We start from the raw sequence: 16,012 nt of genomic DNA on the forward strand, positions 1-16,012 counted from the left end.
CTCGTACCAGGTTATGCAGCCGGCGCAGCGGCCAAGTGCTGGCGCTGCGGTTCGCTCCGGTAGCGCGACGGCTTGCCGTTGATCTTGCAGATCCGCCACACCAGCCGAGCGATCGGGTTCATCAATCCGGTGTCGTAAGCCAGCATGCGGACGTCGGCGAACATGTCGCGCAACCACTTTCGCGACTCCGGCGAGCTGAAGAACAATTCCTTCTTGACCTCGCGCGGGATGTCGAATTCGTCCCAGAATGCCTTGGGCGGCACCACGATCGCATTACACAACATCCGCATCGTCATCGGGAAGTACAGCGAGATAAAGAACCGCTGCATCCCGGTCAGGTGCGGCAGCCGCTTGCGCAGGTACTCGTGAGCAAACGAAATGTGCCGCGCTTCCTCGGCCACGTGGATCGACATCACCCGTTCCATGATCGGATGCAGCGACTTGCCTTCACGCAACACGTTCTTCTGGGTGTGGTCGATGGGCTCCTCCCCGGCGAGCACGCCAATGAAGAATGCCACCGGCAATGGGCCGGCCAACAGCGGCACCAACGGTGAAATCCATCGCAACCGCCTCGGCATCCCTGGAACGTCCGCGCCGACGCGGTTGACCATCTCCTGGAACATCATGGTGTGGTTGCACTCTTCGACCGATTCGTGCAGGCAATACCGATACTCCGGTGAGCCGTTGGGCATCCAGAAGGTGTAGTTCATCAGGCCACGAATCAAGATGGATTCAAAGTGCAGCCCGACCTTGGCCACGTTGGCCTGGCGCCACATCCCGATCTCGATCTGTCGTTCCTGCGACTGCGCCTGGTACCACGGGTGGCGGCCCAATGGATCGGTCGCCGGGAGAATCCACCGAGGATCGTTGTCCGTGACAGCAAACTCTGGTGATGCCCAGTCGATATCGGTGTAGGGGTTGAAGTTTCGCCGCACCGACCCCTCGGACAGTATGGCGAGCGTTTCCACATACTCGGCGTCGTCCCGCACCTCCATGTTGCGGCGCCAACGCCGAACCATGCGCGTCCTATCCATCGAAGCCTCCAATGAGGTTTGCGCTCGCACGGGTAATGAACACAGTACCGCTGGTACCGGGAATTATCCAGACCTTCCGCTCGCTGTGACCCAACCCCCACAGTGTCCACCGATGTGGGCTCGCTCACACCGAACGGATATTCCGGCGGCTCAGCCTGGGACTATGGGTCGCCGATGCCTTCCCCGGGTCGGGCCGTTCAGCCCAGGTTGGGATCGCCTCACTACCCTGATGGCCATGGCCGACCAGCTCACCCCTGCCCTGGAAATTCCCGCCGCGATCAAACCCCGCGATGGCCGCTTCGGGTCCGGCCCGTCAAAGGTCCGGCTCGAGCAATTGCACGCGCTTACCACCACCGCAGCGGCACTGTTCGGCACCTCGCACCGGCAGGCGCCGGTCAAGAATCTGGTGGGCCGGGTTCGATCGGGGCTGGCCGAGCTATTCGCATTGCCGGACGGCTATCAGGTCATATTGGGCAATGGTGGTGCCACCGCGTTCTGGGACGCGGCGGCCTTCGGGCTGATCGATAAGCGCTCGCTACACCTGACCTATGGCGAGTTCAGCTCGAAGTTCGCATCCGCGGTGTCCAAGAATCCGTTCATCGGCGACCCGATCATCATCAAGGCGGATCCCGGCAGCGCGCCAGAGCCGCAAACGGACCCCTCAGTCGACGTGATCGCCTGGGCCCACAACGAGACCTCGACCGGGGTCGCGGTGCCGGTGCGCCGTCCCGAGGGCTCGGCCGACGCCTTGGTCGTCATCGACGCCACCTCCGGCGCCGGAGGCCTACCGGTGGACATCGCCGAGACGGATGCCTACTACTTCGCACCGCAGAAGAACTTTGCCAGCGACGGCGGACTGTGGCTGGCGATTATGAGCCCGGCCGCACTGCGCCGGATCGAGGCCATCGCGGCGTCCGGCCGCTGGGTTCCCGACTTCCTGTCGCTGCCGATCGCGGTCGAGAACAGCTTGAAGAACCAGACATACAACACACCGGCGATCGCCACGCTGGCGCTGCTCGCCGAACAGATCGACTGGCTGGTGGGCAACGGCGGGCTGGACTGGGCGGTCAAACGCACGGCGGACTCGTCGCAGCGCTTGTACTCGTGGGCGCTAGAGCGGCCCTACACCACCCCGTTCGTCACCGACCCCGGGTTGCGCTCGCAGGTGGTGGGCACCATCGACTTCGTCGACGACGTCGACGCCGCGGCCGTCGCGAAGATCTTGCGGGCAAACGGCGTCGTCGACACCGAGCCGTATCGCAAACTCGGCCGCAACCAGCTCAGGGTGGCGATGTTCCCCGCGGTCGATCCCGATGACGTCAGCGCCCTCACCGCGTGCGTCGACTGGGTGGTCGAACGGCTTTAACGCAGCTACGACCGGGCGCGCCGGTCGGCGTGCGTCATTCCGGCAAGACACCTCCGCGTGTCAACAAGGTTAACGGCGTTTAGCGCACTAAAGTGCGCAGGTAACAGGTCCAGCGTTGTCCTGCTCGGAGCCTGCGAGGAGAAACCATGCGGGAACTCAAAGTGGTTGGGCTCGATGCCAACGGCGAACACATCATCTGTCAGGGAGATACCCAGTCCGAACAGTTCAAGTTGCCGGTCGATGACCGACTGCGGGCGGCGCTGCGGGGCGACTCCGCGCCGCTGCAGCAACCGCAGCTCGATATCGAGATCACCCACATGCTGAGCCCGAAAGAGATCCAGGCGCGAATTCGGGCTGGCGCGTCTGTCGAACAGGTCGCCGCGTCTTCGGGTTCCGACATTGCCCGGATCCGCCGGTTTGCCCACCCCGTGCTGCTGGAACGCTCGCGCGCCGCCGAGCTGGCAACCGCAGCGCACCCGGTCTTCGCCGACGGCCCCGCGGTGCTGACGTTGCTGGAGACGATCACCGCCGCCCTGGTGACGCGCGGCCTGAACCCCGACAGCGTCACCTGGGACGCCTGGCGCAACGAAGACAGTCGCTGGACGGTGCAGCTTGCCTGGAAGGCGGGCCGCTCCGACAATCTGGCGCATTTCCGATTCACCCCTGGCGCCCACGGCGGAACGGCAACCGCGATCGACGATGCGGCCAGCGAACTGATCGACCCCGCCTTCAATCGCCCGTTGCGGCCGTTGGCGCCGGTCGCCCGCCTCGACTTCGATGAGCCCGCGCAGCCGGCGCCCACGGCGCCGTCCGCACAGCCGGTCAGCAGCCGACGGGGCAAACCGGCCATACCGGCCTGGGAAGACGTGCTGCTCGGGGTGCGCTCAGGCGGGCATCGCTAGCCGCTCCCCAGCGTCAAGGCGAGCAGCGCCAGCCACCCGACCGCCACGCCCACTCCTGCACCGAGCACAAACCAGCGCAGCACCCGGGTGCGGCGCCAGCCCCACAGGGTCGGCGCCAACCCGCCAACCGCCACCACGTTGAGGCCGACGGCCAACAGTGGATGCACCCGAATCAGTCCGAGACTCAGCACCGCAATTCCGACGGCCGTTACCGCGGCGACGAAGCCGGCCACCGCCAAACCCGTTGCCCAGGGCACGGATTGGTCGTGCTTGTCACTCACGGGCCCGAGCCTAATCTGATCGCCCCGCTACTCCTCGGCCCGCCACCTCGCCGAGCCTAGCCCGCTCGTAGAACGCCAACGCGGCCGCCGTCGCGACGTTGAGCGAGTCGGTGCCCCGCGACATCGGAATGCACACCCGCACATCGCTGATGCGCAGTGCAGCCGCCGTCAGGCCCGGGCCCTCTGCGCCCACCAGCAGCGCGATCCGTTCGTCAGACACCGCGGCCATCGCCTCCGGCAGTGGCCACGCATCGCGTTGTGGTGTCATCGCCAACAACCGAAAACCGCTCTCCTTCAACATCACCAGTTCCGCGGGCCAGTCGGGTGCCCGCGCATACGGGACCAACAGCGCGTGCCCCATAGAGACCCGAACCGCGCGACGGTAGAGCGGATCGGCGCAGCCGACGCCGAACACTATCGCGTCCACGCTCAGCCCTGCCGCGTTGCGAAAGATCGAGCCCAGGTTCTCGTGGTCGTTAACACCTTCGAGCACTGCGACGGTGCGGGCCCCGGCGACCGCCTGAGCAATGCTCGGCTCCGGCACCCGACGAGCGGCGGCCAGCACCCCACGATTGAGATGGAAGCCGACCACCCGGGCCATGACGTCGGCCGATACTCGATAGAACGGCGCGCCGACACCGGCCAGATCGTCCTTGAGTTCGGCCAGCCGGCGGTCGGTCCCGAGCAAAGCCAGCGGCGTGAACCGTGAGGCCAGCATGCGTTGCACCACCAGCACGCCCTCGGCGATCACCAGCCCCTTGCCGGTCGGCAGGTCTGGACGGCGGTCGATGCTGTTCAAATCACGGAAATTGTCAAGCCGGGGGTCGTCGGGATCGCTGACATCCTGAACATCGGGGCCATCCGAGCGCTGGGCACAGCGGCGTTCGGTCACGGGCCTTCGTCGACCAGGGCCAACATTAGATCGGCGGCGCTGCGCAGGATTTCACGCTTGCTGGCGTCCAGCGTTGCGAGCCGCTCGGCCAGCCACTCCTGCCGGGCCCGCCGTGCCGCCCTGACCAGTTCGGCGCCGGACTCGGACACCGAGACCAGCACCTGCCGGCCGTCAATGGGGTGCGGGGCGCGATCCACGAAACCCATGTCCGCTAGAGAGGCGATCACCCTGGTCATCGAGGGCGGCCGGACCCGTTCACGAATCGCCAATGCACCGGGCGTCATCGCTCCCTCATTGGCCAACGTCGTCAACGCTGAGAGCTGGGACAACGAGACGGGCGACGACGGGTTTCGAAACCGCAGTTGGCGGGCCAGCCGCATGACCGCCAGCGACAAGTCGCTAGCCAGCCGCGCATCGCTGTCAGGCACAGCGCGAGGTTACAACGGAACTCAAGAATCGGGCGTCAGAAACGGCGAACGACGCCTTCCTTCCCGCCTAACCGCCCGCTCCTTCCCGGGCCACTCGCGGCCCGCATCGTCGCCGGGCTATGTTGAATCGCGATGAGCGTCGAACCTGGCCAGGTCCACGAGCCGCCGTCGCTACCACCCGCGCTGCTCGAGGTGTGGCCGGTCATCGTGGTCGGCGCGCTGGCCTGGCTAGCGGCCGCGGTGGCCGCATTCCTCGTACCTGGCCTCGAGAGTTGGCGTCCGGTGACAGTCGCCGGGCTGGGAACGGGGTTGTTCGGAACGGGCATTTTCGTGTGGCAACTTGCCGCTGCCCGCCGTGGCGCACGCGGCGCACAGGCCGGACTCGAAACATATCTCGACCCGAACTAGCCAACGACGGTTGCATCCCTGGGAGGATGAATGGTGGCCCCGCTCCTGCAAGCGCAAATCGATATCAATGCGCCCGCCGCGAAGGTCTGGGCGTTGATATCCGACCTTCGGCGGATGCCGCAATGGAGCCCGCAATGCCGGTGGATGAGGCCCATCGGCCCATTGCGCCAGGGCACCCGCACCATCAATCTCAACCGCCGCAACCATCTGTTCTGGCCCACGACGTGCACGGTTGTCGAGATCGTCCCGGAGCAGAAACTGGCGTTCCGGGTCGACTCCAATCGCAGCATCTGGAGCTACGAACTCGAGCCGAACGCCCATGGCACCCGGGTGACCGAGAGCCGCCACGCGGAAAATGGCGTCAGCTCGTTCTCAAACCTGTCGGTGAACGCGCTCTTCGGCGGTACGACTAACTTCGAACGAGAACTGGTCGAAGGCATGAATGCCTCGCTGGCAAACATCAAGACGGCCGCCGAGAAAACCTAGTCGGACGGCTCGGCGCCAGACTCCTCGGCTGGCTTCGCCATGATGTCGAGCACGCCGTCGTCGTATGGCTCGTACGCTGGTGAGCCACTACCCGCCGGAGCGGGGGTGTCGGAATGGGCGCCGCAGCCATAGTGCTTGTCGACGACATGCCCGTCGGCGGACAATTCGTTGCCGCATACCCCGAACATCGCGCCAAGCGACCCGGCCAGCGGTAGGAAGAAACCGCAGTCGCGGCACACTCGTTTCGTCGACCGCGACATGGGCGAGCCGGGACCGTAGTCGCCGTTGTGCCACCGGTCGGCTGCCTCGGCGCGGCCCCAGTCGCTCATCACCCAGCGCCGACCCAACCCGATTTCTGCGGCGATCTCGTCCACCTGCGCATCGCCACTGGCGGTGTGGCCAGGAACCAGCCGCGGGTCATCCTTACCCGGCGCGAGCAGGTCGCCCGGGCTCAAATCTCCCGGCCGCACCCGCTCCTCCCACGGCACCCAGTCCGGCGCCAGCAATGCGGTTGGCCCAGGGACCAACACCACCTCGCTGACTGTGGCATGGTCGGCACCGTCATAGGTCGCCACGACGACGGCCCATTGCCACCCCTGGTAACCAGGCAGATGGGCCAGGAACCGGTGGGTGGCGGCGTTGGCATCCTCGCAAGTGACGCCCAGGTAGTCACCGACCGCCTCCGGGCCACTGAACTCCACAACGGCGGCCCTGGCCTGGTCGACCGCACCGGTGAGCAGCGCCGCCAACCCTTCGGGCCGCTCGGCCGCAGTCGCCACAGCAGATTCCTCGGTGGGTCCGGTCACGCTGTCCCCTCTCTGTACGCGCCTCTAATACTGCCGGAAGACACGGCTGGCGAGCCACACCCGGTTGCCCACGCGGTGAGTCCGGATAAGACAGAATTGAATCGTGTCTGAACGGCGAGGTGATCATCCGGGCCGGATGGCCTCAACGCCGGGCCGCCGGACCCGAAACGGATCGGTCAATGGGCACCCCGGTATGGCCAACTACCCACCCGACGAGGCCAACTATCGTCGATCGCGTCGCCCGCCGCCGATGCCCAGCGCGAACCGCTACCTCCCGCCTCTGGGCGAGCAATCAGAATCCGAACGTAGCAGCGAACCGCCGCGGAGTATGCGGCCGGGCGAGCGGATCACCGTCACCCGCGCTGCGGCCCTGCGAAGCCGCGAAATGGGTTCTCGGATGTACTTGCTGGTGCACAGGGCCGCTACCGCCGACGGCGCCGACAAGTCCGGGCTGACAGCGCTGACGTGGCCGGTAATGGCGAACTTTGCGGTCGACTCGGCAATGGCCGTAGCACTGGCAAACACACTTTTCTTTGCGGCGGCCACCGGGGAGAGCAAGTCCAAGGTCGCTCTGTATTTGTTGATCACCATCGCGCCGTTCGCCGTGATCGCTCCGCTCATCGGTCCGGCGCTGGACCGACTGCAGCACGGTCGTCGTGTCGCGTTGGCGTTGTCGTTTGGACTGCGGACCGCGCTGGCGGTGGTGTTGATCATGAACTACGACGGCGCCACCGGCAGCTTCCCGTCGTGGGTGCTGTATCCCTGTGCGCTGGCCATGATGGTGTTCTCGAAATCGTTCAGCGTACTGCGCAGTGCGGTGACACCCAGGGTGATGCCGCCGACGATCGACTTGGTGCGGGTCAATTCGCGGCTGACCGTGTTCGGCTTGCTCGGCGGGACCATCGCGGGCGGTGCCGTCGCGGCCGGCGTCGAGTTCGTGTGTACCCACCTGTTCCAGCTGCCTGGCGCGTTGTTCGTGGTCGTCGCAATCACGATCGCCGGAGCGTCGTTGTCGATGCGGATTCCGCGCTGGGTTGAGGTAACCGCAGGTGAAGTCCCGGCGACGTTGAGTTATCACCGGGATAGACGCAGGTTGCGACGAAACTGGCCGGAGGAAGTCAAGAACCTCGGGGGAACACTTCGACAGCCGTTGGGTCGCAACATCATTACCTCGTTGTGGGGTAACTGCACCATCAAGGTGATGGTCGGCTTCCTGTTCTTGTATCCGGCATTCGTCGCCAAGGCGCACGAAGCCAACGGATGGGTGCAGCTGGGCATGCTGGGCCTGATCGGCGCCGCGGCCGCAGTCGGCAATTTCGCCGGAAACTTCACCAGCGCGCGCCTGCAACTGGGCAGGCCCGCTGTACTGGTGGTGCGCTGCACCGTGGTGGTGACGGTATTGGCCGTTGCCGCCGCTGTGGCCGGCAACCTGCTGGTGGCCACGATTGCCACCCTGATCACGTCGGGATCCAGCGCAATTGCCAAAGCCTCGCTGGACGCCTCGTTGCAGCACGACCTACCCGAGGAGTCGCGGGCATCGGGGTTCGGGCGTTCCGAGTCGACTCTTCAGCTGGCCTGGGTCCTGGGCGGTGCGGTGGGCGTGTTGATTTACACCGAACTGTGGGTGGGCTTCACCGCGGTCAGCGCGCTGCTGATCTTGGGTCTGGCTCAGACCGTCGTCAGTTTCCGCGGCGATTCGCTGATCCCGGGTCTGGGCGGCAATCGGCCTGTGATGGCCGAACAGGAGACGACGCGTCGCGGTGCGGCGGTAACGCCGCAGTGAAGCGCGGTGTCGCAGCGCTGATCGCGGTCCTGGTGATTCTGCTCTCGGCGGCGGCCGGGGCCGGAGCGTGGCTGTTGGCGCGCGGGCACGACGTGCAGCAACCCAAAATCAGTGTGTACTCGCACGGACACCTGACCCGCGTCGGGCCCTATTTGTACTGCAACGTGCTCGACCTCAACGACTGTCGGACACCGCAGGCGCAGGGCGAACTACCGGTGAGCGAACGCTACCCGGTGCAGCTCTCAGTGCCCGAGGCCATTTCCCGCGCGCCCTGGCGATTGCTACAGGTCTACGAGAACCCTGCCAACACAACCACAACCCTATTCCGGCCCGACACCCGGCTGGCGGTCACCATCCCCACGGTCGACCCGCAACGCGGGCGGCTGATCGGGATTGTCGTGCAGTTGCTGACGTTGGTGGTCGACGCCTCGGGTGAACTACACGACGTTCCACACGCGGAATGGTCGGTGCGCCTTGTCTTTTGACACGGCATCGACTCCTCAGCTAGGCGCCGTGGCCGGCTGGCACCTGCTCGCCATCGACCGGCGGTCCCGGCGGGTATCCATCACCGAAAGGCCTGCCCCCCAAAGCTTCCCTCCCATGCGGAGACAGCCAGCCGGCCAGCTCGGGGCCCTTAGGCACGATGCCGGTGGGGTTGATGTCGGTGTGCACCATGTAGTAGTGCTGCTTGATCTGGACGAAGTCGACGGTGTCACCAAAACCCGGTGTCTGGAACAGGTCGCGCGCGTAGGCCCACAACACGGGCATCTCGGACAGTTTGCATCGATTGCACTTGAAGTGTCCGTGGTAGACCGGGTCAAACCGGGCCAGCGTGGTAAACAACCGCACGTCGGCCTCGGTGATGGTGTCGCCCACCAAGTATCGCTGGTTCCTCAGCCGATCGTTGACCCAGTCCAGCGCGGTGAATAGCCGGTCGTATGCCGCGTCATAGGCCCCTTGCGAGCCGGCGAAGCCGCAGCGGTATACCCCGTTGTTGATCTCGGTATAGATCCTTCGACTTACCTCGTCGATCTCAGCACGCAACCCTTCCGGGTACAGCTGTGGCGCGCCGTCGCGGTGATGAGCCGCCCACTCGGTGGCGAAATCCAGGGTTATCTGGGCGAAATCGTTGGTGACCACGGCGCCCGCGGGGACATCGACGATCGCCGGGACGGTAATGCCTTTGGGGTAGTCCGGAAACCGCTTGAAGTAGGCCTCTTGCAGCCGTGGGATCCTGAGCACCGGGTCGATACCGCCGGGGTCCAGGTCGAACGTCCAGCTGCGTTGGTCGTGAGTGGGGCCGCAAAATCCAATGGAGAGAACCCGTTCCAAGCCCAACAGCCGCCGGACGATGATCGTGCGGTTTGCCCACGGACAGGCACGCGCAACAACCAACCGATAGCGGCCCGGCTCTACCGGATAGCCGTCCCGTCCGTCGGCGGTAATCCGAGTGGTGATGTAGTTGGTGTCGCGGTTGAATTCGCCTATCCCGGAGACGTATGAGCCCATGGCCGTAATCCTGCACCACCCAGTCGATCGAAGATCGAACGGTGCCTTACAATTTGACCTCGGTTGATGGCGATTCCGTGGCTGCTACCGTCAGAAACCGCCGAGCCAGATTGGCCTCGGTGGACGGTCCCGGCTCCCACGGCGCAATCCACGGTCCGGTGCCTTCTGACTGATCGAGGATCCCGTGCTCCAACCAGGTGTAACGGCCGTCCAGCACATCGTTGGCCAAACGAACGTCGATGCTGTCGGTGTTGGACCACAGCGCATGAAACAGTGCCTCCACCCGCAACGTGGCCTGTTGGCAGAACGTCTCGGCCAGTTCGTACGCCTGCTCGCCTTGGACGGGATCTGCAACGCGGTGCGCCTCGGCACGAACACACGTCGCCGACATGGCGAACAGCTCCGCGCCGATATCCACGATGCGTCCGAGAAATCCTTGCCTTTTCTCCAGACTGGCCTGCCAGCGGGCCATCCCATAGAACGTGTTGCGGGCCAGTTTGCGTGCGGAACGTTCGACGAAACGCAGATGTGTCGCCAACGTGCCGAACTCACGGTACGTTGTGGGTAGTTGGCCTTCACCAAAAACCAGTTTCGGCAACCACTTTGCGTAGAACCCGCTTGCACCTGCCGCCGCTGCGGCCTTCTGGCGTAGATCAGCTTTAGGGTTGGCGAGATCACCCGCCGCAGTGAGATGTGCGTCGACGGCTTCACGCGCAATGAGCAGTCGCATGATCTCACTGGATCCTTCGAAGATGCGGTTGATCCGCAGATCCCGCACCATCTGCTCCACTGGCGCCGCACGCTCACCACGTGCCGCGAGGGATTCGGCAGTCTCGTAGCCCCGGCCACCGCGGATCTGTAGCAACTCATCGCCAACCAAGCAGGCCATCTCGCTGGACCACAATTTGGCCAGCGCGGCCTCGATCCGGATGTCGTTGCGGCCTTCGTCGGCCATCTGACTGGACAGCTCCACCACCGCATCGAGTGCGTAGTTGGTAGCGGCGATGAACGAGATCTTGCTGGCTACCGCTTCGTGTTGGCCAACCGGCTTTCCCCATTGCACCCGCTCGCGGGACCATTCCCGCGCAATCTTCAGCGATTGCTTCGTTACCCCGTCCACAATCGCCGGCAGCGACAGCCTGCCGGCGTTGAGTGTGGTCAGCGCGATCTTCAGACCGTCACCTTCCCTGCCAATCAGGTTTTCGCTGGGCACTCGGACGCGATGAAGCCGGGTCACACCGTTCTCGATGCCGCGCAGCCCCATGAACTTGTTGCGCCGCTCCACTGTGATTCCGGGTGAATCGGCCTCGACGACAAAGGCACTGATGCCCCCGCGGTGCCCTTCACTGCGCGGTACCCGGGCCATGACCACGAGCAATTCGGCGACCACACCGTTGGTGGTCCACAGCTTCACACCCTCTAGCTCGTAAGCCTGTCCATCGTCGATCGGCGTCGCCGTGGACGCCATGCGCGCTGGATCAGAGCCCACATCCGGCTCGGTGAGCAGAAACGCCGATATGGCGCCGGCCGCACACCGCGGTAGGAACCGCTGCTTCTGTGCTGGAGTCCCGGCCAGCTTGAGTGGCTCGGGTACTCCGATGGACTGATGCGCGGAGAGCAATGCGCCAAGACTCGAATGCACCGTCGTCACCATCATCAGTACCCGGTTGTAGGCGACTTGCGACATGTTCAAGCCGCCGTACTCGGCGGGAATTTTCAAGCCGAAACAACCCAGTTCGGCCAAACCCTTCACGCACTCGTCGGGAATTTGGGCATCACGCTCGATGGCGCTGCCGTCCACGGTGTCGAGGAATTCCCGCAGTTTGACGAGAAACGCCTCGGTTCGAGCCTCCTCGGCGTCGGACGGCTTGGGAAATGGGTGTATTAGCTGCAAGGGAAACCGGCCGAGGAACAGCTCTTTGGCGAAGGACGGTTTATCCCAACCACTTTCGCGAGATTCCTCGGCAAGAGCCCGTGCCTGCTCCTCGGTAACCTGCGTTTGCTGTGTCATCGCCGCCTCCTTGCTGACGAACCACTTCGAAGGTTGAGTACCCAGTACCTGTCCGAATACTACGGCGCGCGGACGTCGAAAGTTACGCGTCGGTAGCTTTTCGGCGCGCCGGTACGTTCCGGGTCGCCCGAGCCAGGTCAACTTGCCCGGCGCACGGCTAGCCCGTCTCGTAGCGCCAGCAGATGCGGCAAGACGCCGCGAAGCAGTCGTCGCGCGACCGATGTGCCCCTCGGTCGCACACCACCACGAGCTAGGCTTCGAACTCCCGCGCCACCGCCTTGACCACCTCGGAGACCCGGCGGGCAGTCTTGCGGTCCGGATAGCGACCCTTGCGCAGTTCCGGCTGCACCGTGCTTTCCAGCAACGTGATCATGTCCTCGACCATGCCGTGCAGCTCATCGGGGCTGTGCTTGTGTTCGGCCGCCGCCTCACGGCGCGTCCGGGAGAGGCTGGGCGGCGGATCGATCAGTTTGAGGCTCAATGCTTGCGGCCCGCGTCGCCCGGAGGCGATGCCAAACTCCACCCGCTGGCCGGCTTTGAGCCCCTCGATACCTTCGGGCAGCGCCGAGGAACGAACGTAGACGTCCTCGCCGTCCTCCTGCGACAGGAAGCCGAACCCCTTGTCGGGGTCGTACCACTTCACCTTGCCGGTCGGCACTGGTCTCACCTGCTTGTCTGACGGGTCACTCGGATCAGCAACAGAAGACGCGCCCCGCCTACGCAGGACGCGATGACGATCACAGATCCTACTCGGATGGCCGGCCGCCGAGCACCCCCGTTTACCCGCCACTGGGTAGGCTGGCGTTACCGCAGGAGGAGATATGCGCCTGATCCTGAACGTTATCTGGCTAATGTTCGGCGGCCTTTGGCTGGCCGTCGGATATTTGTTCGCGGCGCTCGTCAGCTTCCTGCTCATCATCACCATCCCGTTCGGCTTCGCAGCGCTGCGCATCGCGTCGTACGCGTTGTGGCCATTCGGCCGGACGATCGTCGATAAGCCGACCGCCGGAACTGGCGCCTTGATCGGCAACGTCATCTGGGTGCTGCTTTTCGGGATCTGGCTGGCGATCGGGCATTTGGTGAGCGCCGCGGCGATGGCGATCACCATCATCGGCATTCCGCTGGCGCTGGCCAACCTCAAGCTGATCCCGGTGTCGCTGGTGCCGCTCGGCAAGGACATCGTTGCGATCGATGCCCCTGCCAAACGGGTGCCCGCATGACCCTAACGCTGCTGGGAGTGCCCATGGTGCGCCGTCTGGCAGGCGGCCAGGCCGTCCCCAGGCCAGTACCCACCGATGGCCCCCTGCTGGACACATACGGGCGAGCCGCAACCGACCTGCGGGTGTCGTTGACGGACCGCTGCAATTTGCGGTGCAGCTATTGCATGCCGGAGGACGGCCTGGACTGGCTGCCCAGCGAGCAACTGCTGCGACCCGACGAGCTGGCCAGGCTGATGCATATCGCAGTGACTCGGCTCGGCGTCACCAACGTGCGGTTTACCGGCGGCGAGCCGCTGCTCGCGCGCCATCTCGAAGCGGTGGTCGCGGCGGCGGCCGGACTGCGGCCCCGCCCGGAAGTCTCGCTGACCACAAACGGTGTGGGGCTGGCACGGCGGGCAAGCGCTCTGGCCGAAGCGGGCCTGGACCGGGTCAACGTCTCGCTGGACAGCGTGAACCGCGCCAACTTCGCCGCCATCACCCGTCGGGACCGGCTTGCTGCTGTCCTGGCCGGCTTGGCCGCCGCCAAGGAAGCCGGATTGACACCCGTCAAGGTAAATGCCGTCCTTGACCCCACCACCGGCAGGGAGGATGTCGTCGAGTTGTTGCGGTTCTGCCTGCAGCACGACTACCAACTGCGCGTCATCGAGCAGATGCCGCTGGACGCGGGGCATAACTGGCGCCGAAACACCGCGCTGAGTGCTGACGACGTGCTGGCGGCGCTGCGGCCACACTTCAACCTGCGGCCTGACCCGGCACCGCGCGGTTCGGCCCCAGCCGAGCTTTGGCTGGTCGATGCCGGACCGAACGCGCCGAGCGGAAGGTTCGGCGTCATCGCCTCGGTGTCGCACGCCTTCTGTTCGACGTGCGACCGCACCCGGCTGACCGCCGATGGCCAGATCCGCAGCTGCCTGTTCTCCACCGAGGAGACCGATCTGCGCGGCCTGCTGCGCGGCGGTGCTGACGACGGCGCGATTGAAGCGGCATGGCGTACCGCGATGTGGGGCAAGCCCGCCGGCCACGGCATCAACGACCCCGATTTCATTCAGCCCGACCGCCCGATGAGCGCGATCGGTGGCTAGCACGGTGCCGCAAGTTCCCAACGATTCCGCCGAAATTCAGGTGGTTGTCCGATATTTCGCGGCCGCTCGGGCAGCCGCGGGTGCCGAGTCGGAGATCGTCACGCTGCCATCCGGCGCCACGGTTGCCGAGCTGGTCGACGGCCTGTCGGGCCGGAATGCTCGCCTCGCGACCGTGTTGAGTCGATGTTCCTACCTGCGTGACGGGATTGCCGTCCGAGATGACACCACATCGTTATCCACCGGCAGCACTGTTGATGTACTTCCCCCCTTCGCCGGTGGCTGAGTCGTGTGAACTTCCCCACATAACGAAATAATAACGGTACGGATACGCTTCGATTTCGGAGAGCGTTGACCTGCGTAAACAGTCGTCTTTCATGGGGCTTTTCCCGGCGATTGTGACGAAAACGCCGATTGCTCTTAGACGTGACGGGATTGCCGGGAACCGCTAGCGTCTCCGGAGGCTCGTCAACCCAACCCGAGTGACGCGCCCTCCCTCGCCTAGCACGCCGAGCTCCATCCAGTAGGCGAGGGATTCCGACCCGCGGATGGAGGCGGGGGACCCACCAGGTCCGCCGAGATCGGACCGGGGCCGTTTTCGGCTCCTTGGGGTGAAGCCGGTGTCGTGGCGACGACGTAGGACGCTGGCCGGGTGACCTCTCCCACCCGAACCCGACAGCTGACCTCGCAGGCGTGTACCGAGAGGAACTGCCGAACGTATGAGTGGACGCCATCGTAAGCCCACCGCATCCAGCGTCAGCGTCGCCAAAATCGCCTTTACCGGCGCAGTGCTCGGTGGCGGCAGCATCGCCATGGCCGCTCAGGCGGCCGCAGCCACCGACGGCGAATGGGATCAGGTAGCCCGCTGCGAGTCCGGCGGCAACTGGTCGATCAACACCGGCAACGGCTACCTGGGTGGGTTGCAGTTCACTCAAGGCACATGGGCCTCACATGGCGGCGGCGAGTACGCCCCGTCAGCTCAGTTGGCCAGCCGGGAGCAGCAAATTGCCGTCGCTGAGCGAGTGCTGGCGACCCAGGGTCGCGGCGCCTGGCCGGTGTGCGGCCACGGGCTGTCGAACGCGACACCCCGTAACGTTCTTCCCGCTCCGGCAGGGATGGACGCGCCTCTGGACGCACCCGCGGTCAACGGCGAGCCGGCACCGCTGGCCCCACCGCCCGCAGACGCTCCCGCACCCCCGCCTCCGTTTGCGCCGCCCGTTGACCCGGCTCCGCCGGTGGAACTTGCCGCCAACGACCGGCCCGCTCCGCCCGGTGAGATCCTCCCGGCAGCGCCGGCCGACCTCCCCCCCGCACCGCCCACCGACCTGGCACCGCCCGCACCCGCCGACCTCCCCCCCGCACCGCCCACCGACCTGGCACCGCCCGCACCCGCCGACCTACCCCCCGCACCGCCCACCGACCTGGCACCGCCCGCACCCGTCGACCTCCCCCCCGCGCCCGTCGACCTCCCCCCCGCGCCCGTCGACCTCCCCCCCGCGCCCGCCGACCTACCCCCCGCACCGCCCACCGACCTGGCACCGCCGGCTCCGGTCGACGCGCCACCCGCGCCGGGCGATCGGCCCGCTCGGGCTCCAGGCGACCCGGTCGTCGTTGACACCGACTTGCAGCTACCCCAACCGGCTGACGTACCGCCGCCCGGCGACGTCCCCGACGCACCCGGGCAAATACACCCGGCCTCGAACGTGGGCTTCACGACGAAGCTGTGGCAAGCGATTCGAGCCCAGGATGTCAACGGCAACGATGCGCTGGACTCACTCGCGCAGCCCTACGTCATCGGCTGACCGGCTTC

Annotated in this window: 18 protein-coding genes and 1 riboswitch; of the genes, 10 read left to right on the top strand and 8 right to left on the bottom strand. The window is 65.6% G+C overall.

The genetic code is table 11. The features are described from left to right. Positions 1-11: 11 nt before the first annotated feature. Positions 12-1,034: an AurF N-oxygenase family protein gene (locus AADZ55_RS19280; protein WP_085326472.1), complete on the bottom strand. Its 1,023-nt coding sequence runs from the start codon at positions 1,032-1,034 to the stop codon at positions 12-14. A 235-nt stretch (positions 1,035-1,269) separates the two neighbouring features. Here AADZ55_RS19280 and serC point away from each other — a divergent pair, with 235 nt between their 5' ends. Further along, on the top strand, positions 1,270-2,400 hold the full coding sequence (serC, locus tag AADZ55_RS19285) for a phosphoserine transaminase (RefSeq protein WP_085326493.1): 1,131 nt from the start codon (positions 1,270-1,272) through the stop codon (positions 2,398-2,400). A 146-nt stretch (positions 2,401-2,546) separates the two neighbouring features. Continuing rightward, positions 2,547-3,302: a septation protein SepH gene (sepH, locus tag AADZ55_RS19290; RefSeq protein WP_085326473.1), complete on the top strand. Its 756-nt coding sequence runs from the start codon at positions 2,547-2,549 to the stop codon at positions 3,300-3,302. On the opposite strand, the gene AADZ55_RS19295 is transcribed toward sepH, so the two are convergent. Genes AADZ55_RS19295 through AADZ55_RS19305 form a run of 3 tightly spaced genes read right to left on the bottom strand, consistent with a single transcriptional unit; the run spans position 3,299 to position 4,903 of the window. Then, complete coding sequence (locus AADZ55_RS19295; protein WP_085326474.1) at positions 3,299-3,583, bottom strand: DUF2537 domain-containing protein; 285 nt, start codon at positions 3,581-3,583, stop codon at positions 3,299-3,301. The two genes, sepH and AADZ55_RS19295, sit on opposite strands and share 4 nt — an antisense overlap. A 10-nt stretch (positions 3,584-3,593) precedes the next feature. Next, the gene (locus tag AADZ55_RS19300; RefSeq protein ID WP_085326475.1) at positions 3,594-4,475 is read right to left on the bottom strand and encodes a TrmH family RNA methyltransferase; all 882 of its coding nucleotides are present in this window, start codon (positions 4,473-4,475) and stop codon (positions 3,594-3,596) included. Next, positions 4,472-4,903 (bottom strand): MarR family transcriptional regulator, encoded by a 432-nt coding sequence (locus AADZ55_RS19305; RefSeq protein WP_085326476.1) that lies wholly within the window; start codon positions 4,901-4,903, stop codon positions 4,472-4,474. Before AADZ55_RS19305 ends, AADZ55_RS19300 begins: the two co-directional genes overlap by 4 nt. A 132-nt stretch (positions 4,904-5,035) precedes the next feature. Here AADZ55_RS19305 and AADZ55_RS19310 point away from each other — a divergent pair, with 132 nt between their 5' ends. Together AADZ55_RS19310 and AADZ55_RS19315 are read left to right on the top strand one after the other, a co-directional pair. Beyond that, positions 5,036-5,311 carry a DUF2530 domain-containing protein gene (locus AADZ55_RS19310; RefSeq protein ID WP_085326477.1) on the top strand — a complete coding sequence of 92 codons (276 nt, stop codon included), beginning with the start codon at positions 5,036-5,038 and terminating at the stop codon, positions 5,309-5,311. 30 nt (positions 5,312-5,341) lie between these two features. Beyond that, on the top strand, positions 5,342-5,797 hold the full coding sequence (locus AADZ55_RS19315; RefSeq protein ID WP_085326478.1) for an SRPBCC family protein: 456 nt from the start codon (positions 5,342-5,344) through the stop codon (positions 5,795-5,797). On the opposite strand, the gene AADZ55_RS19320 is transcribed toward AADZ55_RS19315, so the two are convergent. Next, complete coding sequence (locus tag AADZ55_RS19320) at positions 5,794-6,603, bottom strand: DUF3027 domain-containing protein (protein WP_085326479.1); 810 nt, start codon at positions 6,601-6,603, stop codon at positions 5,794-5,796. The two genes, AADZ55_RS19315 and AADZ55_RS19320, sit on opposite strands and share 4 nt — an antisense overlap. 136 nt (positions 6,604-6,739) lie before the next feature. Between AADZ55_RS19320 and AADZ55_RS19325 the strand changes: the two genes are divergently transcribed. After that, positions 6,740-8,386, top strand: a complete 1,647-nt coding sequence (locus tag AADZ55_RS19325; RefSeq protein ID WP_085326480.1) for an MFS transporter — start codon at positions 6,740-6,742, stop codon at positions 8,384-8,386. Beyond that, complete coding sequence (locus tag AADZ55_RS19330) at positions 8,383-8,871, top strand: DUF2771 domain-containing protein (RefSeq protein ID WP_085326481.1); 489 nt, start codon at positions 8,383-8,385, stop codon at positions 8,869-8,871. Before AADZ55_RS19325 ends, AADZ55_RS19330 begins: the two co-directional genes overlap by 4 nt. A gap of 19 nt (positions 8,872-8,890) precedes the next feature. Here AADZ55_RS19330 and AADZ55_RS19335 read toward each other — a convergent pair whose 3' ends face one another. From AADZ55_RS19335 to AADZ55_RS19345, 3 genes are all read right to left on the bottom strand, one after another. Then, positions 8,891-9,895 carry a glutathione S-transferase family protein gene (locus AADZ55_RS19335; RefSeq protein WP_085326482.1) on the bottom strand — a complete coding sequence of 335 codons (1,005 nt, stop codon included), beginning with the start codon at positions 9,893-9,895 and terminating at the stop codon, positions 8,891-8,893. A gap of 46 nt (positions 9,896-9,941) precedes the next feature. Beyond that, positions 9,942-11,906, bottom strand: a complete 1,965-nt coding sequence (locus AADZ55_RS19340) for an acyl-CoA dehydrogenase family protein (RefSeq protein ID WP_085326483.1) — start codon at positions 11,904-11,906, stop codon at positions 9,942-9,944. Between the two features lie 250 nt (positions 11,907-12,156). Next, entirely contained in the window at positions 12,157-12,564 is a 408-nt protein-coding gene (locus AADZ55_RS19345) for a cold-shock protein (RefSeq protein WP_085326484.1), read from the bottom strand. Positions 12,565-12,727: 163 nt separating this feature from the next. Between AADZ55_RS19345 and AADZ55_RS19350 the strand changes: the two genes are divergently transcribed. The 4 genes from AADZ55_RS19350 to AADZ55_RS19365 all read left to right on the top strand — a co-directional run bounded on the left by AADZ55_RS19350 (position 12,728) and on the right by AADZ55_RS19365 (position 16,004). Then, the gene (locus AADZ55_RS19350) at positions 12,728-13,126 is read left to right on the top strand and encodes a YccF domain-containing protein (RefSeq protein WP_085326485.1); all 399 of its coding nucleotides are present in this window, start codon (positions 12,728-12,730) and stop codon (positions 13,124-13,126) included. Beyond that, entirely contained in the window at positions 13,123-14,205 is a 1,083-nt protein-coding gene (gene moaA, locus AADZ55_RS19355) for a GTP 3',8-cyclase MoaA (protein ID WP_085326486.1), read from the top strand. Before AADZ55_RS19350 ends, moaA begins: the two co-directional genes overlap by 4 nt. 4 nt (positions 14,206-14,209) lie before the next feature. Further along, complete coding sequence (locus tag AADZ55_RS19360) at positions 14,210-14,488, top strand: MoaD/ThiS family protein (RefSeq protein WP_085326494.1); 279 nt, start codon at positions 14,210-14,212, stop codon at positions 14,486-14,488. 247 nt (positions 14,489-14,735) lie between these two features. Next, positions 14,736-14,912, top strand: a riboswitch (cyclic di-AMP (ydaO/yuaA leader). 9 nt (positions 14,913-14,921) lie between these two features. Continuing rightward, positions 14,922-16,004, top strand: a complete 1,083-nt coding sequence (locus AADZ55_RS19365) for a transglycosylase family protein (protein ID WP_341286228.1) — start codon at positions 14,922-14,924, stop codon at positions 16,002-16,004. Positions 16,005-16,012: the final 8 nt, after the last annotated feature.

The sequence above is a fragment of the Mycobacterium decipiens genome, assembly GCF_963853665.1.
Classification (GTDB): Bacteria; Actinomycetota; Actinomycetes; order Mycobacteriales; family Mycobacteriaceae; genus Mycobacterium; species Mycobacterium decipiens.